The 22,977-nt window shown below is 67.4% G+C and carries 20 protein-coding genes and 1 pseudogene; 12 read left to right on the top strand and 9 right to left on the bottom strand.

The features are described from left to right. Positions 1–51: 51 nt before the first annotated feature. From WDC87_RS10165 to WDC87_RS10140, 6 genes are all read left to right on the top strand, one after another. Positions 52–729, top strand: coding sequence for an SMI1/KNR4 family protein (locus WDC87_RS10165; protein ID WP_088497889.1), 678 nt, complete (start codon positions 52–54; stop codon positions 727–729). Between the two features lie 242 nt (positions 730–971). After that, a complete protein-coding gene (frmR, locus tag WDC87_RS10160; protein WP_005411009.1) occupies positions 972–1,247 on the top strand; it encodes a formaldehyde-responsive transcriptional repressor FrmR in 276 nt (91 codons plus the stop codon). Positions 1,248–1,311: 64 nt separating this feature from the next. Beyond that, positions 1,312–2,421 (top strand): S-(hydroxymethyl)glutathione dehydrogenase/class III alcohol dehydrogenase, encoded by a 1,110-nt coding sequence (locus WDC87_RS10155; RefSeq protein WP_061479597.1) that lies wholly within the window; start codon positions 1,312–1,314, stop codon positions 2,419–2,421. A gap of 8 nt (positions 2,422–2,429) precedes the next feature. Then, entirely contained in the window at positions 2,430–2,777 is a 348-nt protein-coding gene (locus WDC87_RS10150; RefSeq protein ID WP_072167620.1) for a YqcC family protein, read from the top strand. Between the two features lie 22 nt (positions 2,778–2,799). Then, entirely contained in the window at positions 2,800–3,630 is an 831-nt protein-coding gene (gene fghA, locus WDC87_RS10145; protein ID WP_072167619.1) for an S-formylglutathione hydrolase, read from the top strand. Between the two features lie 64 nt (positions 3,631–3,694). Continuing rightward, positions 3,695–5,140 (top strand): GGDEF domain-containing protein, encoded by a 1,446-nt coding sequence (locus tag WDC87_RS10140; protein ID WP_111008228.1) that lies wholly within the window; start codon positions 3,695–3,697, stop codon positions 5,138–5,140. 51 nt (positions 5,141–5,191) lie between these two features. Here WDC87_RS10140 and WDC87_RS10135 read toward each other — a convergent pair. The 5 genes and pseudogenes from WDC87_RS10135 to WDC87_RS10115 form a co-directional block, all read right to left on the bottom strand. Then, positions 5,192–5,500 (bottom strand): annotated as a pseudogene (locus WDC87_RS10135) (hypothetical protein); the annotation flags it as partial. A gap of 77 nt (positions 5,501–5,577) precedes the next feature. Beyond that, complete coding sequence (locus tag WDC87_RS10130) at positions 5,578–6,519, bottom strand: DegV family protein (protein ID WP_053501128.1); 942 nt, start codon at positions 6,517–6,519, stop codon at positions 5,578–5,580. 95 nt (positions 6,520–6,614) lie between these two features. Beyond that, the gene (locus WDC87_RS10125) at positions 6,615–7,247 is read right to left on the bottom strand and encodes a 2-hydroxychromene-2-carboxylate isomerase (protein WP_111008229.1); all 633 of its coding nucleotides are present in this window, start codon (positions 7,245–7,247) and stop codon (positions 6,615–6,617) included. A 23-nt stretch (positions 7,248–7,270) separates the two neighbouring features. After that, a complete protein-coding gene (locus tag WDC87_RS10120) occupies positions 7,271–8,533 on the bottom strand; it encodes an amidohydrolase family protein (RefSeq protein WP_111202286.1) in 1,263 nt (420 codons plus the stop codon). Further along, entirely contained in the window at positions 8,533–9,942 is a 1,410-nt protein-coding gene (locus tag WDC87_RS10115; protein ID WP_188240616.1) for an amidohydrolase, read from the bottom strand. The genes WDC87_RS10120 and WDC87_RS10115 overlap by 1 nt, the downstream gene beginning before the upstream one ends. Positions 9,943–10,187: 245 nt before the next feature. Here WDC87_RS10115 and WDC87_RS10110 point away from each other — a divergent pair, with 245 nt between their 5' ends. The 3 genes from WDC87_RS10110 (at position 10,188) to WDC87_RS10100 (ending at position 15,266) form a co-directional block, all read left to right on the top strand. After that, entirely contained in the window at positions 10,188–13,781 is a 3,594-nt protein-coding gene (locus WDC87_RS10110) for an autotransporter domain-containing protein (RefSeq protein WP_252745075.1), read from the top strand. Between the two features lie 125 nt (positions 13,782–13,906). Further along, positions 13,907–14,683, top strand: a complete 777-nt coding sequence (locus WDC87_RS10105; RefSeq protein WP_049415280.1) for an AMP nucleosidase — start codon at positions 13,907–13,909, stop codon at positions 14,681–14,683. 43 nt (positions 14,684–14,726) lie between these two features. After that, positions 14,727–15,266, top strand: coding sequence for a DUF924 family protein (locus WDC87_RS10100; RefSeq protein WP_005419210.1), 540 nt, complete (start codon positions 14,727–14,729; stop codon positions 15,264–15,266). A gap of 120 nt (positions 15,267–15,386) precedes the next feature. Here the strand turns inward: WDC87_RS10100 and grxD are convergent, their stop codons facing one another. Next, a complete protein-coding gene (gene grxD, locus WDC87_RS10095; protein WP_032956577.1) occupies positions 15,387–16,313 on the bottom strand; it encodes a Grx4 family monothiol glutaredoxin in 927 nt (308 codons plus the stop codon). A 59-nt stretch (positions 16,314–16,372) separates the two neighbouring features. Here grxD and WDC87_RS10090 point away from each other — a divergent pair, with 59 nt between their 5' ends. Beyond that, on the top strand, positions 16,373–17,152 hold the full coding sequence (locus tag WDC87_RS10090) for a polysaccharide deacetylase family protein (RefSeq protein WP_088497401.1): 780 nt from the start codon (positions 16,373–16,375) through the stop codon (positions 17,150–17,152). Positions 17,153–17,276: 124 nt separating this feature from the next. Here WDC87_RS10090 and WDC87_RS10085 read toward each other — a convergent pair whose 3' ends face one another. From WDC87_RS10085 to WDC87_RS10075, 3 genes are read right to left on the bottom strand one after another with little or no spacing between them, the layout of a single operon-like run. Beyond that, positions 17,277–17,996 (bottom strand): class I SAM-dependent methyltransferase, encoded by a 720-nt coding sequence (locus WDC87_RS10085; RefSeq protein WP_252745076.1) that lies wholly within the window; start codon positions 17,994–17,996, stop codon positions 17,277–17,279. 4 nt (positions 17,997–18,000) lie between these two features. After that, positions 18,001–18,618 (bottom strand): SGNH/GDSL hydrolase family protein, encoded by a 618-nt coding sequence (locus WDC87_RS10080; protein WP_065196456.1) that lies wholly within the window; start codon positions 18,616–18,618, stop codon positions 18,001–18,003. 3 nt (positions 18,619–18,621) lie between these two features. After that, positions 18,622–19,896, bottom strand: coding sequence for a pyridoxal phosphate-dependent aminotransferase (locus WDC87_RS10075; RefSeq protein WP_252745077.1), 1,275 nt, complete (start codon positions 19,894–19,896; stop codon positions 18,622–18,624). A gap of 114 nt (positions 19,897–20,010) precedes the next feature. On the opposite strand from WDC87_RS10075, the gene rsgA reads away from it, so the two are divergent. Together rsgA and WDC87_RS10065 are read left to right on the top strand one after the other, a co-directional pair. Beyond that, complete coding sequence (gene rsgA, locus WDC87_RS10070) at positions 20,011–21,120, top strand: ribosome small subunit-dependent GTPase A (RefSeq protein WP_070489841.1); 1,110 nt, start codon at positions 20,011–20,013, stop codon at positions 21,118–21,120. A 123-nt stretch (positions 21,121–21,243) separates the two neighbouring features. Further along, positions 21,244–22,497 carry a flavohemoglobin expression-modulating QEGLA motif protein gene (locus WDC87_RS10065; protein ID WP_088497403.1) on the top strand — a complete coding sequence of 418 codons (1,254 nt, stop codon included), beginning with the start codon at positions 21,244–21,246 and terminating at the stop codon, positions 22,495–22,497. Positions 22,498–22,977: the final 480 nt, after the last annotated feature.

Raw genomic sequence — 22,977 nt, 5'->3', positions numbered from 1 at the left:
CTCCTGCGAGGATTCGGGCAAGCTGGGCGACCTCTATCGACAAGGACTTCCATGAGCGCACTCTCTGACATCGAACAGGCCACCGGGCAGGCCTTCCCCCCTTTGTTCAAGCAGTTGCAGACAGCAGGCCGATTGAGCTGGGGCAGTCCGCATCCGGATTGGTCCGAGGTGGTGTTCCCGACGCTGCAGGCGGATCCACCGGTGTTGCTATACGCCCAGGATTACGAGCCGTTGGAACACGACGAGCTGCTGGAGGCGTGGCAGGAGCTGACCGCCGAGGACCACTACAATCCCCTGCGCACAGACCTGCAACTGCTGCCCTTTGCGCGGACCGGCGCGGGCGACAGCTACTGCTTCTGGAGCAACGCGCCCGATTCTGCCGAGCCGCCCGTCGTGCTGGTGTGGCATGACGATGATCGTGCCGATGTGCTGGCCGCCAACTACCAGGATTTCCTGTTCCGCAAGATGGTCGAAGCCGTTGCCGACTACCAAGCGCCGTATACGCTGCTGTCGCATGGCGAGCTGGCCGGCAATCTGCAGCGCTGGCTGCAGAGCCACCAGTCGTTCCTGCGCGGCGACCAGTTCGCGGCGTTGCAGCGGTTGTTCGCCCGCGTTGACGATATTGAAGAAGGAAACATCAGCGAAGACGACGCACAGGCCATCGTCGCTGATGTGATCGGCTTCGAGCGGTTGGACGAGTCGTTCGCTTACGTGCGCGAGGAGGCCTGAACCCGGTAGGCCGGAGCGCCGCCATCGGTCGTGCTCCAGCTACCTATCATCGAACGACCAGATGGCATGGGCCGGCGGCAGCTGGGCCAGCTCGCGGCGGATGACGTGCATCTAGGACAGTGCGGTGGCTGCATCTGGTTTCTGCAGGCACCCGGCGTAGAGCTGCCAAGCAGCCTATTGCGTCAACCCTTCTGCTTTTTGCGTATATACTATCCCCCAGTATGGTTCCGAGCTGGCCCGCCATGCCGCACTCCCCCGAAGAGAAGAAGAAGGTCCTGGCCCGCGTGCGCCGCATCCGCGGCCAGTGCGATGCGCTGGACCGCGCGCTGGAAGCCGGCGCCGACTGCGGGCCGGTGCTGCAGCAGATCGCCGCCATCCGTGGCGCGGTCAACGGCCTGATGTCCGAGGTGATGGAGGCCCATCTGCGCGAGGAATTCGGCCAGCCCGCCGCCTCCGACGAACAACGCGCCGAACGCGTGCGCGACATGAGCGCGTTGATCCGCTCGTACCTGAAATAACGACGGCGCGACGTCGCGCCGCTCACGCTGTATCCCATTTCCGCCTGATCCTGGAGAAGCCATCATGAAGTCCCGTGCCGCCGTCGCCTTTGGTCCCGGCCAGCCTCTGCAGATCGTCGAGATCGACGTCGCCCCGCCGAAGAAGGGCGAAGTGCTGGTGAAGATCACCCACACCGGTGTCTGCCACACCGATGCGTTCACCCTGTCCGGCGATGACCCGGAAGGCCTGTTCCCGGTGGTGCTGGGCCATGAAGGCGCCGGCATCGTGGTGGAAGTGGGCGAGGGCGTGACCAGCGTCAAGCCGGGCGACCACGTGATTCCGCTGTATACCGCCGAGTGCGGCGAGTGCCTGTTCTGCAAGAGCGGCAAGACCAACCTGTGCGTATCGGTGCGTGCCACCCAGGGCAAGGGCGTGATGCCCGACGGCACCAGCCGCTTCAGCTACAACGGCGAGCCGCTGTACCACTACATGGGCTGCTCGACCTTCAGCGAGTACACCGTTGTGGCCGAAGTCTCGCTGGCGAAGATCAACCCGGACGCCAACCCGGAGCACGTCTGCCTGCTCGGCTGTGGCGTCACCACTGGCATCGGCGCGGTGCACAACACCGCCAAGGTGCAGGAAGGCGACAGCGTGGCGGTGTTCGGCCTGGGGGGCATCGGCCTGGCGGTGATCCAGGGTGCGCGCCAGGCCAAGGCCGGCCGCATCATCGCGGTGGACACCAATCCGTCCAAGTTCGAACTGGCGCGCGAATTCGGCGCCACCGACTGCATCAACCCGAAGGACTTCGACAAGCCGATCCAGCAGGTCATCGTGGAAATGACCACCTGGGGTGTGGACCACAGCTTCGAGTGCATCGGCAACGTCAACGTGATGCGCGCGGCGCTGGAATGCGCGCACCGTGGCTGGGGCCAGAGCGTGGTGATCGGCGTGGCCGGTGCCGGGCAGGAGATCTCCACCCGCCCGTTCCAGCTCGTAACCGGCCGCAAGTGGATGGGCACTGCCTTCGGTGGCGTGAAGGGCCGCAGCCAGCTGCCGGGCATGGTCGAGGACGCGATGAAGGGCGACATCGAACTGGCCCCGTTCGTTACCCATACCATGGACCTGGACAGGATCAACGACGCCTTCGACCTGATGCATGAAGGCAAGTCGATCCGTTCGGTGGTCCACTACTGAGGCGCGTCATGGGCTGGCTGGATGCCCTTCGCAGGCCGCGTGCGGAAGATCCGCGCGCGGCCCTGGTCGACCCGATCGAGCAGGCGTTGCGTGCGCTAGGCTGGGTCGACGGCGAGGTGGGGCCACCGCGTGCGGTGACTTCGGCCTTCGGCAGCGACGATGGCATGCCGTTCGAGCACTGGCTTGCGCAGGTATTCCTGCCGCGCCTGCACGAAGCCCGCGCTGACGGCCAATGGCCACCGCGCAGCGACGTGGCGGTGGCGGCGTACCGCAATCTGGATGGCCAGCCTGGCGTCGAATCGCTTCTGCGCCTGCTGTCGCAGCTGGATGAGTTGATCAACACACGTGACGGCTGACGCCGCCGCGCAGGAGAGCACCATGGAATGCATTGAACACCGCGCCTGTTTCGGCGGCTGGCAGGACGTCTACCGGCACCATTCCACCACGCTGGGCTGCGACATGCAGTTCGCCGTGTACCTGCCGCCGCAGGCGGAAACGCAGAAGCTGCCGGTGCTGTATTGGCTGAGCGGCCTGACCTGCACCGAGCAGAATTTCATCACCAAGGCCGGCGCGCAGCGCTATGCGGTCGAGCACGGTGTGATCATCGTCGCGCCGGATACCAGCCCGCGCGGTGATGACGTGGCCGATGCCGAAGGCTACGACCTGGGCAAGGGGGCAGGCTTCTACCTCAATGCCACCCGTGCTCCGTGGGCGAAGCACTACCGCATGCACGACTACGTGGCGCAGGAACTGCCGGCGCTGATCGAGGCGAACTTCGCGGTGACCGATGCACGCGCGATCAGCGGCCATTCGATGGGCGGCCATGGTGCGCTGGTGATCGCGCTGCGCAACCCGGGGCGCTACCGCAGTGTGTCGGCGTTCTCGCCGATCGTCGCGCCCAGCCACGTACCGTGGGGGCAGAAGGCGTTCACGGCTTATCTGGGCGACAACCCAGCCGACTGGGCGCAGTGGGACGCGTGTGCGTTGCTGGCGACGGCCAGCGAGCGCCTGCCGTTGCTGGTCGACCAGGGCGAGGCGGACGAGTTCCTGCAGACCCAGCTGCAGCCGCAGCGCCTGCAGCAGGCCTGCGGCGCAGCCGGCCATCCGCTGACCCTGCGCCTGCAGCCGGGCTACGACCACAGCTACTATTTCATCGCCAGCTTCATCGGCGAGCACGTCGCCCACCACGCCCGCGCCCTGCACGCCTGAGGGCTTTCCGGTAGTGCCGGCGCGCTATCGTGCGCTCAGACGGCCTTGCGGATCGGGGGGATGCATGCCGGTAGTGCTGGCGCTGCTGTACGTGCTCTGCCATGGGCTGGCCGTGGCGTTCTGGCCGAGCCCGGCGGGCGTGGGTTCTTTCCTGTTCCTGACCGGCGCACCGCTGCTGGCCGCCGCCGCGTGCCTGCTGCGGGCGCAACGTGACCGCGCCGCTCTGGGCTGGCGTTCTACCGCGATGGCACTGCTGCTGTGGGCCGGTGGCATGACGTTCAACATGGTGGATGCGCTGGGTGCCGGCCGGGCTGACTTCACCCCACGCGTCAGCCTGTTGTTGTACGTGCTGTATGGCGTGCCGCTGGTGTTCATCCTGGCCCGGGCACGCCGCGAGCGCCCGAGCATCAGCCTGATCGACGCGGCGATGGCGGCGCTGCTGGGTGTGCTGTTCTTCGTGCACACCGCATCGTTCGCCGCCCGTGTCGAGGTCGACGCCCATGCCATGTCCAACATGCAGCGCATGTTCGACATCCAGAACCTGTGTATCGCCGCGTTCGCCGTGGTGCGATGGCTGGCCGGCGACGTGCCCGAACGGCGCAGGTTCTTCCGTGCACTGGCGCTGTACGCACTGGCCTATCTGCTGGTGGCCTACTACATCAACCACTACACCTCCGATGATGCATTCGGTGCGTTCAACGACCTGCTGATCGACGTACCTTTTCTGCTGATCGCCTGCATGGCGCTGGACACGGCGCCGGACACAGGCACCACGGCACACCCGCGGCTGGCGAGGACGGTGCAGGCCGCCGGTCCGATCATCCTGCCGTTGCTGCTGCTGGTGGTCGGCACGCTGGTGGTCGATCATGCGCGGCCGTTGGCCGTCGCGGGCTTCGTCGTAGCCACCCTTGGTTTCGGCCTGCGCAGCGTCCTGCTGCAGACCGATCTGCTGGAGCGTCAGGCGGCGCTGGATCAACTGGCGCGGCAGGATGGCCTCACCGGCGTGGCCAATCGCCGCGAGTTCGACGCGCGGCTGACCTCCGAGTGGAATCGCGCGCGGCGCAGCGGCACCGAGCTGGGCCTGCTGCTGGTGGATATCGACCACTTCAAGGCCTTCAACGACCGGCACGGCCATCCGGCCGGTGATCGTTGCCTGCAGGCGGTGGCCGGGGTGCTGAAGGGCGTCGCAGGTCGCGGCAGTGACAGCGTTGCGCGTTATGGCGGTGAAGAATTCGCTGTCATTGTGCCTGGAAGCCCACTGTCGGGCGTGCTGGCGCTGGCCGAGCGCCTGCGCGAAGCGGTCGAAGCGCTGCCATTGCCGGAAGGCCCGGTCAGCATCAGCGTCGGCGTGGGCTACCTGCACCCACCGGCGCTGGCCAGTGCCGACCAGCTGCTGGCCGATGCCGATGCCGGCCTGTATGCCGCAAAGCGTGCCGGCCGCAACCGGGTGGTCCTGCATGCGCGCGTGCTGGATGACGAGGGCAACGCGCACGGCACCATGGACTGTTGAGCGGACCAGCCCATGGCGTGCCGCCCGTCCAGGGACATCGCACTGGGTAGTGCCGGCCAGCAGGCGCAGGCGCTGCTTGAACACGTCACTGTCGATACGGGTGGTGGCGACCAGGTTGATGCGCAGGTCCTTCTGCTCGCCAGTCACGGTGGCGTCCGGATCGGTCACGCCCCACTGCGGTTCCACCGCATCCGGGTCGGGTTGCTTGGCTTTCCAGCGCTCGAACAGCGTGCCGCTGCGCAGGGCGTCCTGCAGCTCTTCGGCGAAACCGGCGGCGCCCTGCGAATGGAAGGACAGGTCAGGGTCGTTGCCGCGGGCCTTGGACGGGTCGGGCAGGCTGATGTGGTACTGCGCAGGCATGAAGTTCTCCTTGAAGTGCGGCAAGGCTGGCACAACCGTGGTGGAATCGATGTGCAGATTCCAGCCACGGTCGGCCTTCATTCAAACCGATGTGGCCCATCGGCGAAACCCACCGTGACCGCGCCCTTGCCGACATTGACCATGCCGGTCAGGCTCATCACCGATTCGTACACGGTCACGCCATGGCCGGCGCAGACCTCCTTCATCTGTGCGTAGCCGGGCAGGCTGCGCAGCTCATCCAGCTCACCGCCGTAGCTGACGCATACCGTCGGCGTCATCAGCCCGGCACGCACGCGCTGGCTGACCACCGCGAACAGCTTCTGCACGGCACTGTCGAAGCCCTTGATCTTGGCCACCGGCCCGGTCTGGCCACGGTAGCCGTGCAGCACCGGCTTGATGTCCAGCGCGCTGCCCAGTGCGGCGCTGAGCAGGCCGACGCTGCGGTCACCCTTGTGTCGTGCACGCGCGCGCATGTAGTACAGGTCGCGGGTGATCATGTAGCCGTGCACATTGCCGGCCAGTTCTTCCAGCCGTTCGCGGATCTGCTGCACGCTGGCACCACTGTCACGCAGGCGAACCGCCTCCACTGCGGTCACGGCCTGCGCAGCGAACAGGTTCTGGGTATCGAGCACGCGCAGCGCGAACGGCGAGTTGTAGCCCGCTGCCTGCCGCACCGGCTTGTAATCGTTGAGGATGGCGAAGCTGGCCTGCAGCGCATTGTCGTGGATCGGGCTGCGGGTCTTGGTGATGGTCATGCAGAACACGTGGTCGTAATCGATCACCAGCTGCTGCAGGAACAGGTCGCGGATCTGGTTGACACTGAAGGGGATGGTCTCCGCCTCGGCACCGTGCTCGGCCACGTGTGCATGCAGGAAACTCAGCGTGGCCTGCTCATCGCGATGATCGGCCAGAACCGCTTCACCGATTCGTACGGTGATCGGCAGCAGCACGATGTTGTGCTCGGCAATGAAGTCCTGCGGCAGGTCGCAGGCCGAGTCGACGACGATTCCGATGCGCATCCGCGGCTCCCCCTCCAGGGCGGTTGTAGGTTCGGAAACGTGAAATCTATCTCAAATTCTGGCGTGGCGCGCGAGGGAAACGCGCCAGGCCCTGTTCAGCGACTGCGCTGCACGGCCACCGGAAGTTCGGCCAGGCGCTGCCATTCGGGCTGCTGCAGCAGGGCGGGATCGGCCAGCACGGCGGCCATCAACGGATGGGCGTCGTTGCCCCAGAACAGTTCGTCATCGATGACCAGGGTCGGTACGCCGAACACGCCGGCAGCAATGGCGGCCTCGGTGTTCCTCCGCAGCTGCTCCTTGACCGCGGGGGCCGCGATGGCGCTGGCGACATCCTCGATCCCCAGCCGCGCAGCCGGTTCGCGCAGGGCCTCGGCGCTATCGGCGGCATTGCCGTCGCGCCAGATCCAGTCGAACAGCACGTCCACCGCCTGCACGCTGCCACCGGCGGCCAGGCACAGCCGCAGGGCAGACAACGGGTTGAACGGGTGGCCCGGCGGGAACCGCAGCGGTGTTCCTTCGGCCTGCGCAGTCCACAGCAGCTGGCGGTACATGAAGCGGCGCTTGGCCGGAATCTCGGCCGGCCCGAGGTTGCCCAGGTGATGCAGCACGGCACCGAAGGCGATCGGCACGGTCTGGATCTGTGCGAACTGGGGTAGCTGCTTCAGCTTCTGCCAATGCAGGTAGGAATAGGGCGAGACGAAGTCGAAGTACCAGCGCAGGGTGGCCATGCAGGTTTCCTTGGATAACGAGGTCAGGGCTGCGCGTTGCGCTGCAGGTAGCGGTCGCGCAGTTCGGTCTGGCGCGAGCGCATCGGCATCGCCCGGCCGCCCAGCCAGACCTGTTCGGCATAGTGCGCCACGTCCAGCGGGTCGCCCTCCCACAGCACCAGGTCGGCACGCTTGCCCGGCTCGATGCTGCCGATCTGGTCGGCCACGCCGAACGCCTGCGCCGGCACCCGGGTCAGGCCGGCCAGGCCGTCGGCCCAGGGCAAACCGTTGGCCACGGCATTGCCGGCCAGCTGGCGCATCTTGCGGGCGTTGTGCGAGGCGTCGCCACGCTGCACGAACGAGACCGCCACGCCGGAACGTTGCAGGCGTGCCGCATTTTCCAGCGTGGCGCCGATCTGGTCGAAGCTGGCCGGCAGGTTGGACAACACATCGACGAACACCGGTACCTGTGCGGCGGCCAGCTCCGGCGCCAGCTGCCAGGCTTCGCTGCCACCGGCGATGGCGATCTTCACCTTTTCGCGGGCGGCCCAGCGCAGCAGCTGGCGAATGTCCGCAGCGCGGTCCACCTCCACCACGATGCGGCCGTGCCCGGCCAGGTAGCGGCTGAGCGTGCGGCGCCCGGCCGGCGTCAGCAGCGCGTGCGGTGAGTCCGCGGCAACCTGGCCACGCGCCTCGTCCACCATCTGCTGCAACAGCATCCATTGCGCGGCACGCGACTGCCCGGTCAGCTCCACTGCGGCCGACCCCAGGCGCAGGAACAGCGCGCGCGGCCCGAGGGGATCGGCGCTGCCGTCCAGCCGCATCACGCCACCCTGGCCTGCAACGAAGCCGCCACCGGTGGCCGCCCCCAGGGCGGTGAAGCCGATGCCGTCCAGGCGTGCCACCGGGATCAGCACCGAGGCCGGGTTGTACGCCAGGGTGACATCGAACTCGGGGCGCAACGGTTGTTCGCCGATCTTCAACGTGCTGTCGACCGTGCTCGCTTCACCGGAGACCTCTTCGATGCCGATCTCGGTGATGCCCCCGAACAGCGCCGGTGTCAGCGGGCGGCCATCGGCCTCGACCACGCTGGCGCCGGCCGGGGCGGACAGCCCGCTGCCGACTGCGCGGATGATCCCGCCCTGCACCAGCACATCGGCGTGCTGCAGGCTGCCGCGCGTGCTGGCCGTATGCACGGTCGCGTTGCGCACCAGCAGGTCCTGCGCCTGCGCGGATGCGGAGAGGCAGGCCAGCACCATGACCGTAGCGCCGAGCCATGCCCGGCGACGCTTGTTCAACGCGCGCATCAGTGCACCTCCTGGCCAAGCTGGAAGTCGGAACGTGGCGTGGCCGCAGGTGCGCTGCGGTCGTACAGGCGGCGGCCGTCGATGAAGACCTGCTCGGCCAGCGCGTACGAGCTGAAGGGGTTGCCGTTCCACACCACCACGTCGGCCATCTTGCCGGCCTCCAGGGTGCCGGTCTGGCCTTCAATCCCCAGCGCCCTGGCGGCGTTGGCGGTCATCCAGGTGATGGCGTGTTCGGGGGGGATCTCCGGCATGCGTGCGCGGCGCGCGGCGGCAATCACCTTGGCCGCTTCCTGGTTCAGGCGCTGGATGCCTTCGGGGGAGTCGGAATGGACGATGGCGCAGCTGTTCTTCGGCCGATCGACCAATGCGATGTTCTCCGGAATACCGTCGAAGGCTTCCATCTTGAAGCCCCACCAGTCGGCCCACAGCGCGCCGCAGACGCCGTCGGCGGCCAGCCGGTCGGCCAGCTTGTAGGCCTCCACGCCGTGGTGGAAGGCGGCCACCTTGAAGCCGAATTCCTTGGCCAGGTCGAGCATGGTGGCCATCTCGTCGGCGCGATAGCAGTGGATGTGCACGCGGATGTCGCCTTCGATCGCGCCGGCCAGCGTGTCCAGCTTGAGATCGCGCTTGCCGCCGGCATCACCGGCGCTGTCGCCCTTGTCGCTGCCGAACCAGCCCTTGCGCTTGGCCGGCCTCGGTTTGTTCTTGGCGATGTAGTCGGCGGCATCGATGAAGGCGGCGCGGTAACCGGCAACGTTGCCCATCCGCGTGGCTGGGGCGACGCCCTTGCCTCCGCCGTAGACCCGCTTCGGGTTCTCGCCACAGGCCATCTTCAGCCCCCACGGTGCGCCGGGAAACTTCATCGCCTGGTAGGTGATGGCGGGGACGTTCTTCAGGGTCACACCACGACCACCGACCAGGTTGGCCGAGCCCGGCAGCACCTGCATGCTGGTCACGCCGCCGGCCAGTGCGGTGGCGAAACCCGGGTCCTGCGGCCACACCGAGTGTTCGGCCCAGACGTTGGCGGTGACCGGCGCGGTCATCTCGTTGCCGTCGCTGTGCGCGCCGACGCCCGGGCTGGGGTACACGCCCAGGTGCGAGTGCACGTCGATCAGGCCGGGTGTGACCCACTTGCCCTGCGCATCGATGCGGGTGACACCGGCATCGGCCTGCAGCTGGCGGCCGACGGCAACGATGCGGCCCTCGCGCAGCAGCACGTCGGCGTTGTCCAGGCGCTGGCCGGTGCCGGTCAGCACGGTGGCGTTCTGGATCAGCACCGGTGCATCGGGGTGTGCCTGGTAGGTGCTGGGGTAGGGATCGGCGACGAAGCGCGAGGCGCCCACCGCCGGTGCCGTGCTCAATGAAACCAGCGCCAGTGCCACCCCGGTGCGCAACAACGTCGATGCCATGCAGTTCCCCTCGCCAGAAACATGAATCCACCGACGCTAGCCGGGGCCGGTGTGGCTTGCCAAGTGACCTTGGACAGGGGCGTGGGGGGTAGGAATTTTCTGATGGAGGATTTGTGAAGGAAATATTAACGTTGGATGAAGCGATGGGCTGATTACGTCTTGCGCTGACCTGTATCACCAGCTTACGCACCTGCTCCAACGACGGAGCCGGGCCCGTACCTTTCATGGAATCAAGGACGCAACCGATGACTGCTGCAAAGCTCCGCCGTTCGACCGTTTCGCGCCGTTCCTTCCTGCCCTCGCCGCTGGCGTCGGCCATTGTCGGTTCCTTGCTGGTGGCCACCGCACTGCCGGTCCTGGCCCAGGACAGTGACGACGCCCTGGCCCGTTACCAGCTGCAGCGCAGCCTGCAGTCGGCGTTCGCCGCGCAAGGCGGAGTGAGCGCCTCCGCTCCCGCGATGATCGCTCCCTCGGTAGCGATTCCGGTGGCGGCGCTGGCTCCCAGCGTCAATGCTTCCGCGGAGCCGGTCATGGGCAGGCCCGGCGATGCTGCGAGCTGGCGTACCAGTGAATTCGAACTCGACTGGGGCTTGGCTGCGATCAATGCCGACGTGGCCTATGCGCGCGGGCTGACCGGTGCCGGCATCCGCCTGGGCGTGTTCGACAGTGGCACGGGTCTGGACCATCCGGAATTCGCCGGCAAGGACAACCGCAGCGTCCGCATCGCCGATCTGATGGCTGACGGCACGCGCTGCACCAACACCACCGCAGTGCGTGGGCCGGCGGCCTGCTTCGCCAGTGATGGCGATGACGTCCAGATCAGCTATGTCGGGTACAACGCCAACGTGCCGGACAACATCCGCAGGATCATCGAGTCGGGCCCCTATGTGCAGCCGGGGATGCAGTTCGAGATCCATGGCACGCACGTTGCTGGCACCATCGCGGCGAACCGGGACGGAAGCGGCATGCACGGTGTGTCCTTCGGTTCGGACCTGACCGTTGGCCGGCTGTTCTCCGACAGCATCCGCGAGTGGCAGCGCACGGCGACTGGCTACTCGGTCGTGACACTGGGCGCGATCGGCCCGAAAGTCAGCGCCTTCCAGGACCTGTATGCCCAGATGAACGCGCAGGGCGTGCGTGCCATCAACCATAGCTGGGGCCTGGTCACGGAACCGACGACAGCGACGGACATGGACGCGATCTACAACGACCCGGACGACCGCCAGTACCTGAACACCTTTGCCGACGGATCGCGTGCGCGCGGGATGATCCAGGTGTGGGCGGCCGGCAATACCAGTTCGGTCATTCCGGCGCCTGCGCAGAGCCCCATCGCCGGCCTCTACGCCACGCTGCCGCGCGCATTCGCCGACATCGAGCCGTACTGGTTGAGCGTGGTCAACGTCGGTACCAATCTGACCCTGAGCAATCGTTCCAACAAGTGCGGCCTGAGTGCCAACTGGTGCCTTGCCGCACCGGGTTCGGACATCGTATCGACCGCCTATGGTGATGATTCCAGCCTGGCCGGCAGCGTCGGCATCGACGCCAACGGCAACGTCAGCCTGGACATCCAGCAGCGCGTGCCTACCTATGGCTATGCGCTGCTGAGTGGAACCTCCATGGCCGCGCCCCACGTCACCGGCGCGCTGGGCCTGCTGTTTGAACGCTTCCCCTATCTGGACAGCGCTCAGGTGCGCGATGTGCTGCTGACCACGACCACCGATCTGGGCGCGCCCGGCATCGACGACATCTACGGTTGGGGCCTGTTGAACCTGGCCAAGGCCATCGAGGGTTACGGTTCGCTGCGCGTCGACACCGACGTGGTGATGAACCAGCGTGCCGGTGGCCTGAAAGTGTGGGAAGGCGATGCCTGGGACAACTGGACCAACGACATCGGCGGCCCCGGCAAGCTGACCAAGAGCGGCATCGGCTGGCTGCGCTTGAGCGGCGACAACAGCTTCAACGGTGCGCTGGTGCGCGAGGGCGTGCTCGAACTGGATGGTGTCAATACGCTCACCGGAGCGGTGGACGTGGCCGGCGGCAGCTTCCTGCTCAATGGCACGTTGAAGAACACTGCGCTGAACAGCCAGGGGGGCTCCAGCCACATCAACGCACGCGGTGTGCTGGATGGCTCCGACCTGAACGTCAACGGTGGCGTGGTCATCTTCGACGGCGTGCAGCGCGGCGCCCAGACCTCGGTGGCCGCGCAGGGGACGTTCGAATTGAACGGAAGGCTGGAAAACAGCGCGTTGACCAACCTGGGCAACAGCCGTGTGAATGCAGGCGGGTTACTCGCAGGCTCCGACCTGACCGTCAACGGTGGCGTGCTGTCGTTCAACGGCACGCAGACCGGTGGTCACACCCTCGTTGGCCGCAACGGCACACTGAAGGGCATCGGCCAGCTGGGCGATACCACCGTGGCCGGTATCGTTGCACCGGGCAACTCGATCGGCACGCTGACCATCAACGGCGACTACGTGCAGACCGCCACCGGTGTGTACCAGGCCGAGCTGGCCCCGGGCGGGCACAGTGACCAGTTGCGCGTCACCGGTACCGCCACCCTGGGCGGCACCCTGATCGCCCTGCCGGAAGCGGGCACCTATTACCTGGGTGAGCAGTTCAACTTCATCCGTGCCGACGGCGGAATCCGTGGCCAGTTCGCCACCACCGACTTCAGTGCGTTCTCGCCGTTCCTGAAATTCGGGCTGTCCTATGGCACCGGTGGCGCGCGCATTGAAGTCACCCGTGGCAATCCGCTCGCCAGTGCCGCCAGTACCGACAACCAGCGCGCGGTGGCCACTGTGGCCGACCGGCTGGCGGTCAACCAGGGCCTGCCGCGCCCACTGACCCTGCTGTTCCCTCAACAGGTAGGCGCTGCACTGGACGGCCTCAGCGGCGAGCTGCATGCGGCCACCGCGATGGCCCTGGTCGAGGGCAGCCGCTACGTGCGTGATGCCGCACTGTCGCGCCGCGTCGGTGTACGCGCGCCGGGAGCAGACGACGCCGCCGCCGCGGGGGTCTGGGTACAGGCCATCGGTGGCAGCACCACGCTGGACGGCAATGGCAACACCGCACGCACCGAAGCCAACAGCAGCGGCCTGCTGGCAGGCGTGGACCGCGAGATCAACGGCTGGCAGGTGGGCATGCTGGCCGGTACCGGCCGTACCGATGCCAAGCAGCAGGAAGGACGCCGTGCGCGTGCCAAGGTCGACAATACGCACCTGGGGGCCTATGCCAGTCACGACTGGGGCGCCTTCGGCCTGCGGGGTGGCCTGGCCTGGAGCGAGCATGAGGTGAAGAGCACCCGTGAGCTGGCCTTCTCCGGTTACAGCGATACGCTGGCGGCACGCTATGACGGCCGCACCCGCCAGGCGTTCGTCGAGGCAAGCTATCGCTTCGGCGGCCGCGAGGCGGGGCTGGAACCTTACCTGCAGCTCGCACGTGTGGAAGTGGACATGAAGCGCGTCAACGAGCGCGGCGGTGCGGCTGCACTGCAGGGTGAGGTGGACGATCTGCGTACCACCGTGGCCACGGCCGGCCTGCGTTTTGACAAGGGCCTGAAGGCTTCGTTCCAGCAGGACAGCTGGCTGCACCTGCGCGGTGGCGTCGGGTACCGCCATGCCAGCGGGGATCGCGACCCGGCGGCCCGCTTCGCCTTTGCCACCGGCAGCGACAGCTTCGTGGTCAGCGGTGCCCCGATGGCTGACAGGACGGTGGTGGCCGAACTGGGGCTGTCGGCATGGTTGACCGCACGCCAGCAGCTGGAGCTGGGCTATAGCGGCCAGTATGGCGACGAAAGCCGTGACCACAGTGCCAACCTGCGCTGGTCGGTGCGCTTCTAAGCCGCCGGTGACCGCAGGGAAACCAGGAGGGCGGCCGCAGGGCCGCCCTTCTTCGTTGCCGGCCCAGGTGTGGGTTGGCCCGTGCACGCCTACAATGGCGGCCCCCACGCCGTACCGGACCGCCCATGAAGAGCAAGCAGGAAATCGTCGACAACTGGCTGCCGCGCTACACCGGCGTGCCGCTGGACCAGTTCGGCCAGCACATCCTGCTGACCAACTTCGGCGGCTACCTGCACACCTTTTCCGAGCTGACCGGTGCGCCCATCATCGGCCTGGACCGGCCGATGGCCAGTGCCACCATCGACGGCATCACCATGATCAACTTCGGCATGGGCAGCCCCAATGCCGCGATCATCATGGACCTGCTGTCGGCAGTGATGCCCAAGGCGGTACTGTTCCTGGGCAAGTGCGGTGGCCTCAAGCGCAAGAACCAGCTGGGTGACCTGGTGCTGCCGATCGCGGCGATCCGCGGCGAAGGTACGTCGGGCGACTACCTGCCGCCGGAAGTGCCAGCCTTGCCGGCGTTTGCGCTGCAGCGTGCAGTCTCGACCATGATCCGCGACCTCGGCCACGACTACTGGACCGGCACCGTCTACACCACCAACCGCCGGGTCTGGGAGCACGACGAGGCCTTCAAGGAGCGGCTGCGGGCGATGCGCTGCATGGCCATCGACATGGAAACCGCCACGGTGTTCGCGGCCGGTTTCGCCAACCACATTCCCAGTGGCGCGCTGCTGCTGGTCTCGGACCAGCCGATGATCCCCGACGGGGTCAAGACCGAGGCTTCCGATGCCAAGGTCAGCTCCCAGTTCGTGGAAAACCATATCCAGATCGGTATCGAGGCGCTTAAGCTTATCCGGCGCAACGGCAAGTCGGTCCGCCACCTGCGCTTCGATGAATGATGATGATGGCCTGGCGCGGCGCGCCGGCCCTGGGGAGTAGGTGATGGACGTTGCCGCGCAAGTGGTGGATTTCTGGAAAGAAGCGGGCCCTGCGAAGTGGTTCGCCCGCGACGATGCGTTCGACGCGCAGTTCCGCCAGTTGTTCCTGGATGAGCATTTCGCCGCCGCTTCGCGTGGGCGTGAACACTGGCTGGGCAGTGCCGAGGGCGCACTGGCGCTGATGCTGCTGCTGGACCAGTTCCCGCGCAACTGCTTCCGCGGTACTGCCCATTCCTATGCCACCGATGGCCTGGCCCGGCACTACGCCATGCGCGCCATCGAGGAAGGCCTGGACCTGCAGCTGGTGCCGAAGCTGCGCGCCTTCATCTACCTGCCGTTCGAGCACTCCGAGGACCCGTTGGACCAGGATCGTTCGGTGGCGATGTTCGATGTGCTGGGCGACAAGGAATACCTGCAGTACGCCGAGCTGCACCGCGACATCATCCGCCGCTTCGGCCGTTTCCCGCACCGCAACGCCGTGCTGGGGCGCATTCCCTCGCCGGAGGAACTGGACTACCTGGCCGAAGGCGGTTTCGCCGGCTGAAAAAAGGGGACGGAGGGGATTAAGTCGTTTGTGGCATAAACGACTTAATCCCCTCCGTCCCCTTTTTTCGGGGGCCAGATCCGCTTTCCGCAGGAAAGGGCGCTGACCCCGCGCCGTCAATCAGTACTTCGGCACGCCGTTGTCGACGTCTTCCGACCAGGCGTTGATGCCGCCGGTCACGTTGAACACCTTGGTGAAACCCAGGGCGCGGAACTGCTCGGCGGCCTGTGCGCTGCGGCCACCGTGGTGGCACATGAAGGCCAGTGCAGTGTCCTTCGGCAGGGCTTCCAGCGCGGCACGGCCGTTGCCGTCGAAGGTCTTGAACGGCACGCCGACGGCGGCGATCTCACGTTCGTCGGCGGGGCGCACGTCGACCAGGGTGATGTTGCCGGCACGCACCAGGTCGTCGGCATCGCGCACGCTGATTTCCTGCACCGGCTTGGGCGCATTCGGGTTGTCGATGGCCAGGCCCTTGCCGCGGATGTCGTCCACCCAGTCGATGGTGATGCCGTTGGCGCGACGGGCACTGGCCAGGTCGAACTGCACGCGCAGGCCATTGGACTCGGCAGCGATCGCGCCTTCGTCGTGCGGGGCCAGCTGGAAGTTCGGCTGGAAACCGGCGTCGATGGACAGCTGAAGGGCCGCGCCCGGGGCATCGGCCAGCGCGCCCTTGAGCATTTCCACGGCGGCCGGGGTGACGGTGATGCTCGGCGGGGTACGGTCCGGCGCAGCCAGGCCCAGCACGCTGCTCAGCTCGCCGCTGGCGGCCATCTGCAGCACGATGTCGCTGCCGCCGACCAGTTCGCCGTCGATGTACAGCTGCGGGATGGTCGGCCAGTCGCCATAGGCCTTGATGCCTTCACGGATTTCCTGGTCGGCCAGCACGTTGACGTGGGCGAACTCGACACCCAGGTCCTGCAGGGCGCCCACGGCCTTGGCCGAGAAACCGCACTGCGGCATCGACGGCTGGCCCTTCATGAACAGCACGACGCGGTTGGCGTTGAGGATGGATTCGATGCGCGAACGCAGGGCGGGATCGAGGGACATGGACGTCGGGGTTCCGGGAATTCGAACCATCGATTCTACCCCTCATGGCATCATGGGGGATGAGCAACGCAGGAACATTGCATCGCATTCCGACCCGGCCCTGGCGCTGGCTGCCCTGGCTGGTGGCGTCGCAGCTGCTGGTGATCCTGGTCTGGGCCCTGGCGGGCTGGCACTGGGGGGGGCCGCTGATGGTGGCCAGCCACGCACTGTTTTTGGTGCCGGTGTTCCTGCCCAACAGTCGCTTCTATGCGCCGGTGCTGAGCCGGTTGCCGGATGCCGGCAACAGCGTCTGGTTGACCATTGATGACGGTCCTGGCCCGGAAACCCGTGCCGTGCTCGACCTGCTGGACCGCCACCAGGCCCATGCCACCTTTTTCCTGGTGGGCGAGCGCGCGCTGGCGCAGCCGGAACTGGTGCAGGAGATCCTGCGCCGCGGCCACGACCTGGGCAACCACAGCCACAGCCATCCGCAGGCGCGCTTCTGGCGGCTGGGCCCGGCGGCGATGCGCGCCGAGATCGAGGGCTGCCAGCACGCGCTGCAGGCGGTAAGCGGTCGCCCGGTGCGCTGGTACCGCTCGGTGGTGGGCATGACCAATCCGTTCGTGGCGCCGGTGCTGCAGCGGCTGGGCCTGGTCCGGGTCGGCTGGAGCGCGCGCGGCTTCGACGGCATCGGTTGCACGGCGCAGGGGGTGCTCGACCGCCTGCTGCCGGATCTGCGACCGGGGGCCATCGTGCTGCTGCATGAGGGGGCCGCCCACGGCCACAACCTGGCGATCATTGAGGGCGTGCTGAAGGCACTGGACGAGCGCGGGCTGAAAGCGCGGCTGCCGGTCCCGTAACGCCGGCCCTGGTAATGTAGAGCAGCCGGGCATGGGCTCGGCTCTACAAGGGGGCGCTACTGTAGCGCCCGAGCCGATGCTCGGGCGGCGGTGCGCAGCACCGGAAAAACGTCGCAGCGCAGCTCTACAGCGCGGGGCGTTGGGCCACCAGCAACCAGCTGTTGAATGGCGTGCGCCCATGCAGGGGACGCGGCGCCGTCACCTGCAATCCGGCCTCGGCCAGTGTCGCTTGCAGCACGTGCGGGTCGGGGTAGTGGCGCGGCCGCGTGCCCATCCAGCCGACCAGCCAGGCCAACCGGTCCGCCACCCGCGTGGTGCGGTCGCGACCATCGCCGGTGGCCAGTGGCGTGCGCAGCAGCAGGCGGCCACCGGCGGCCACCCGCGCGCTGGCCGCACGCAGCAGTGCCAGTTGTGGGCCCGCGTCCAGGTACTGCAACACATCCAGCAACAGGACGTGTCCGGGCTGCGCCGACAGTGGCGCCTGAACGTCCAGGCAGTCGAAGCGCACAGCGTGCAGGCCGGTGGCGGCACGCTGGGCACGGGTGATCTTGCTGGCATCCACGTCCACGCCGAGGTAGGGGTGGGTGCCGCCGCGCTGGCGCAGCACATGGGCGAACAGCCCCAACCCGCAGCCCAGGTCCAGCACCGGCTGCCCGTCGTCGCGCAGATGCTGCAGCACGCCGTCATACAGAGGGTCGCTGCCGAGCTTGCCGCGGGTGTAGTAGTAGTCGCGACGGCTGCCCCAGGCCCGTGCCGGGCGGAACGCTTCGGCGATCGCGCGGGCCTGCGGGGCGGTCAGCGGTGTGCAGGGCAGGGGCGGGCCGTTCCGTGGCTTACCATCCATCGTATCAGTCCGTTCCACCGAGCAGGCGTGCGGCGACCGGCAGCGCGCGCGCGCTCCACAATGCGTACATCCGCGCCGACGGGTGCAGGCCGTCTTCGGCGATCATTGCCGGGTTGCCGCCCTGGTCACGGCTGATGTCGGTGATGTCGACGAAGGCCACGCCCTGCTGGGTGCTGATCACCTCGGCAGCTGCGTTGAACTCGTCGGTCTCGATCTCGATGGTGGCCAGGTCGCGGCCGCTGCCGGCACCGAACGGCGTCGCGCCCCAGTCGGGGAAGGACAGCACCAGCACGCGCCCGGGGCGGCCCCCGGCAAAGCCGATCGCCCGCTGCAGCAGGGCCTGGAACTGTACGCGGTACTCGTCCAGCGGCCGGCCGCGGTACTGGTTGTTGACGCCGATCAGCAGGCTGACGAAATCGAACGGGCCCTGGGGTGCAGCCGCATCGATGCCGGCGTCCAGCTCGTCGGTGGTCCAGCCGGTGGTGGCGATGGTCTGCGGGTCGGCCAGCGCCACATCCTGCGCACGCAGGGCGGCGGCCAGCTGGTGCGGCCAGCGGCCTTCGACGGCAACGGCTTCTCCGACGGTGTACGAGTCGCCCAGCGCCAGGTAGGACAGCGCCACCGCTCAGGCCACCGAACGGCGCGGCTTCAGCGGCACGACCTTGGTCGCGTCCTCGGCACGCCGGGCCAGCACGCGGTCGATGCGGGCGAACACATCGCGCATCACCGAGGCTTCCGGCAACAGGGTCACGCGGAAATGGTGGCGGTAGGGCACGTTGAAGCTGGAACCCGGTACCACCAGCACGCCTTCGTTGTTCATCAGGTCCAGCGCGAAGGTGTGGTCGTCAAAGCTCTTGGCAGCGGCACCGACCACGGCCGGGAACGCATACAGCGCACCGGCTGGCGCGACCAGCGACAGGTGCTCGCTGGCTTCGCAGGCGTCGATCACCGCACGGCGGGTTTCATACAGGCGGCCACCCGGGGTGCACAGTTCGGAGATGGTGTCCGGGCCGTTCACTGCGGCCTCGATGGCGTACTGGCCCGGCACGTTGGCGCACAGGCGCAGCGCGCCCAGCAGGTCCAGCGCGGCGCGGAAGTCGCCCAGGCGCGCGTCGTCGCCGCTGAGATGGGCCCAGCCCACGCGCCAGCCGCAGGCACGGTGCACCTTGCTCAGGCCGCTGAAGGTCAGGCACGGATGGTCGCCGGCCAGCGGCGCGACCGGTTGGAACACCGCATCGTCGTACAGGATCTGGTCGTAGATCTCATCGACCAGCAGCAGCAGGTTGTGGCGGCGTGCGATCTCGACCACGCGCTCCAGCAGTTCGCGCGGGTAGCTGGCGCCGCTGGGGTTGTTCGGGTTGATCAGCACGATGGCGCGGGTGCGCGAGGACACCAGCGTCTCGATCTCGCTCGGGTCCGGCTGGAAGCCGTTCTCGGCGGCGCAGCGGTAGTACACCGGTCGGCCATCGTTGAGGATGGTGGAGGCCGACCACAGTGGGTAGTCCGGCGACGGCACCAGCACCTCATCGCCCGGATTGAGCAGTGCGCGCAGCGACAGATCGATCAGCTCGCTGACACCGTTGCCGACGAACACGCGGTCCGGGTGTGCATCCGGTGCGCCGCGGCGGGCGTAGTAATCGGCGATGGCTTCACGCGCCACCGGCAGGCCCTGCTGGTGGGTGTACGGGTCGGTGCGGCCCATGTCGTCGGCGATTGCGCGCTGCAGATGCTCGGGTGCGCGGAAACCGAAGTTGCCCGGGTTGCCGATGTTGAGCTTGATCAGCTTGCGGCCCTGCGCCTCCAGCTCCCGCGCTCGCCGGGCCAGTTCTCCGCGGATTTCGTAGCGCACTTCGGAAAGGCGCTCGCGGATGGCCAGGGGCTTGGGCGAAAGGGTGGACATGGGGGCTGGGCCGTCAAAAGGCATGGGGATTCCATCCTACCGGAATTGCTGCAGTGCATGGCAACGGCTCCGCGCCTGCCATTGCTGGGCTGGCCGGGGGCCGTCACAGGTAGAATGGCGGCGATGACCCAGACCCCCGATTTCATCGCCCTGCAGACCATCGGCTGGCCCTGGCCGGGCCCGGCGCAGCAGGCCGACTGGCAGGCCATGATGGCCGCGCACCCGCAGGCCCGCCCGGCGCGGGTGATCGAGCAGCACCGGACCCATTACGTGGTGGCCGATGGCCCGGATGCGGCGATCAAAGCGGAGTCACTGCCGGAATGGCAGCGCCCGCGCTTCCCCAGCCACGAGCGGCCTGCAGTGGGCGACTGGGTGCTGCTGGACGGCATCCGCATCGTTGCGCTTCTGCCGCGTCGCACCGCGATCAAGCGTGGCGCGGCGGGCGAGCACTACCACCAGCAGGTGATCGCAGCGAACATCGATACGGTGTTCATCGTTTGTGGCCTGGATGCCGACTTCAATCCGCGCCGCATCGAGCGCTACCTGCTGCTGGTCGGCGGTGGCGGCGCCGAACCGGTGGTGGTGCTGACCAAGGCCGACCAGACCGAGTACAGCGAGGATGCGCTGGCGGTGCTGGAAGAACTGGAGATGCAGGGCATCGCGTTGCATGCGATCAACGGCCTGGATGCCGACAGTGTGGCGGTGCTGCAACCGTGGCTGGGCCCGGGCCGCACGGTGGTGCTGGTGGGCTCCTCCGGTGCCGGCAAATCCACGCTGACCAACACCCTGCTCGGCGAGCAGCGGATGAAGACCAACGCGGTGCGTGCCAACGATTCGCGCGGCCGCCACACCACCACCCATCGCGCGTTGATGCCGCTTCCGACCGGCGCCTGCCTGATCGACACCCCCGGCATGCGCGAGCTGAAACCGACCGGCGAAGAAACGCTGTCCGAAGGTGGCTTCGCCGATATCGAAGCGCTGGCCACGCAGTGCCGTTTCAACGACTGCAAGCATCAGCAGGAACCGGGCTGCGCTGTTCGTGCAGCGATCGACGCTGGCGAGATCGAAGAGAGCCGGCTGCTGAACTATTTCAAGCTGAAGGAAGAAGTGGCTGCCGCTGCCGCCAAGCTGGCGGTGCGCCAGGCCGAGACCGCGCAGGAACGTGGCGGCAAGAAGGGCAAAGGCCAGCAGTTCCGCCCGGCCGGAAAGCCACGCCGGCGCTGACAGTGCAGCCGAGCGTGGGCTCGGCTCTACAACGGTTGTATCCCGGGACACCTTGTAGCGCCCGAGCCAATGCTCGGGCGGCGGCGCACTGCGCCGGGCACGGCAGGGCGCTATAGTCCGCGCATGGAACCGACCGCGACGCTGGACCGTGAGGTGGCCCACCATGCAGCGCTCGATGCGCGCCTGGTCGAGGCCGTGGGAGGCATCCGCCTGCTGGGGCTGACCAGCTGGCCGGCCACGTTGCAGGCACCGTTCCTGGACAGCGTGGCACGTGGCCAGCCGGTGCTGCCGAAGGTGGATTACCCACGGCTGGACTTCAGCGAAGAACGTCGCGCGCTGGCTGTGATCGCCGCTGACTGCGATGACAGCCATCCGCTGGGCCACTACGTGCGGCAGTCGGCACAGAGCTGGGACCTGGCCGCGCAGCTGCTTGAGGGGCTGGGCACTGCCGCCGTCGATACCTGTTCGGTGCAGCTGTTCGGCGCGCCCGAGCAGCCGTTGCCAGGCAATGGCCCGAGCACGCGCGACGCGGCACGCCACTTCATCCAGATTGCCGCAGAACTGGACCACGAACTGCTGGCACCGGAAGAGCAGGTACCGGTCTCGGCCATCGCCCTGCAACTGCAGTTGCAGAACGACCTGGATGCGTTCTTCGAATCGCGCATCATCCAGGTACAGCTGGATCCGGAGCTGGTGTCCAAGGCGGCTGCCGGCCCGACCCGTATTCGACTGCGCACCAGTGCCCGCTTCAGCGCCTACGACCGCGCGCAGCTGTTCCACCACGAAGCGCTGGTGCATTCGCTGACCGCATTGAACGGCCGCGAACAACCGGTGTTGCCCAGCCTGGCGTTGTCGTCGCCGCGGGTGACGGCCACCCAGGAAGGGCTGGCGACGTTTGCCGAGCAGATCACCGGCAGCATCGACATCGAGCGCCTCAAGCGCATCAGCCTGCGTACCGAAGCGATTGCCATGGCACGCGAAGGCGCCGACTTCATCGAGGTGTTCCGCTACTTCTGCGACGCGGGACAGAACGCGGAAGAGAGTTTCGCCTCGGCGCAGCGCGTGTTCCGCGGCGTGCCGCCGAGTGGCGGCCTGGCCTTCACCAAGGACACGGTGTACCTGCGCGGCCTGGTGTCGGTGCACACCTTCTTCCGCCACATGCTGGCCGAGGACCGCCTGCAGGTCTGCCGCTGGTTGTTCGCCGGCAAGATGAGCTTGACCGATGCGATCGCGTTCGCGCCGCTGTTCGAGGCGGGGGTATTGAAGCCACCGCGCTGGCTGCCGCACTGGGTGAGCCGGGCGAACGGCCTGGCCGGCATGCTGGCGTTTTCGCTGTTTGCCAACCGGATACGGATGGACCAGCTGGCGCCGGAATGAAATGCGTTGGCGGTTTGTGGCGTCTTGATTGATATCGGATAGAGCGGGGGGCTTGCGCTGGCCAGGACACGCCGCAAGTACGTCCCTGTAGGCTCGGCCACGGCATCCATGCCGTGGACGGTCCTGGCCAGCGCAAGCCCCCCGCTCTGAACAATTTCCGCGAGACGGCCAGCAATCCACCAGAGGGATTGCGTTTGAAAAGCTTGAAAAGCAAAGCGCCGGGCACTGCCCGGCGCTTTGCTTCTGCTCTTGCTTTCCATTGCCTCCGCGCCGGCGCAGGGGATTGTCGAGCGAGGTGGGGCGGGGGGCCGGCCGGCCCCGTGGCGCCAGCGTAGGCCGCCCCCCCCCACAAACACCGAAAAAAGGGCGTGACTGCCACGGGCCCCACCCCCAAACCCCCCCCCGGGCCATAATTTCCGCCACCCCCCCCCTTTTAATATTAAAACACACCCCCCCCAAATAAAAACAAGACCCGCGGCC

The organism is Stenotrophomonas maltophilia group sp. Smal12 (genome assembly GCF_037079935.1).
Taxonomy (GTDB): domain Bacteria; phylum Pseudomonadota; class Gammaproteobacteria; order Xanthomonadales; family Xanthomonadaceae; genus Stenotrophomonas; species Stenotrophomonas sepilia.
This window is presented reverse-complemented; position numbering and strand designations above follow the sequence as displayed.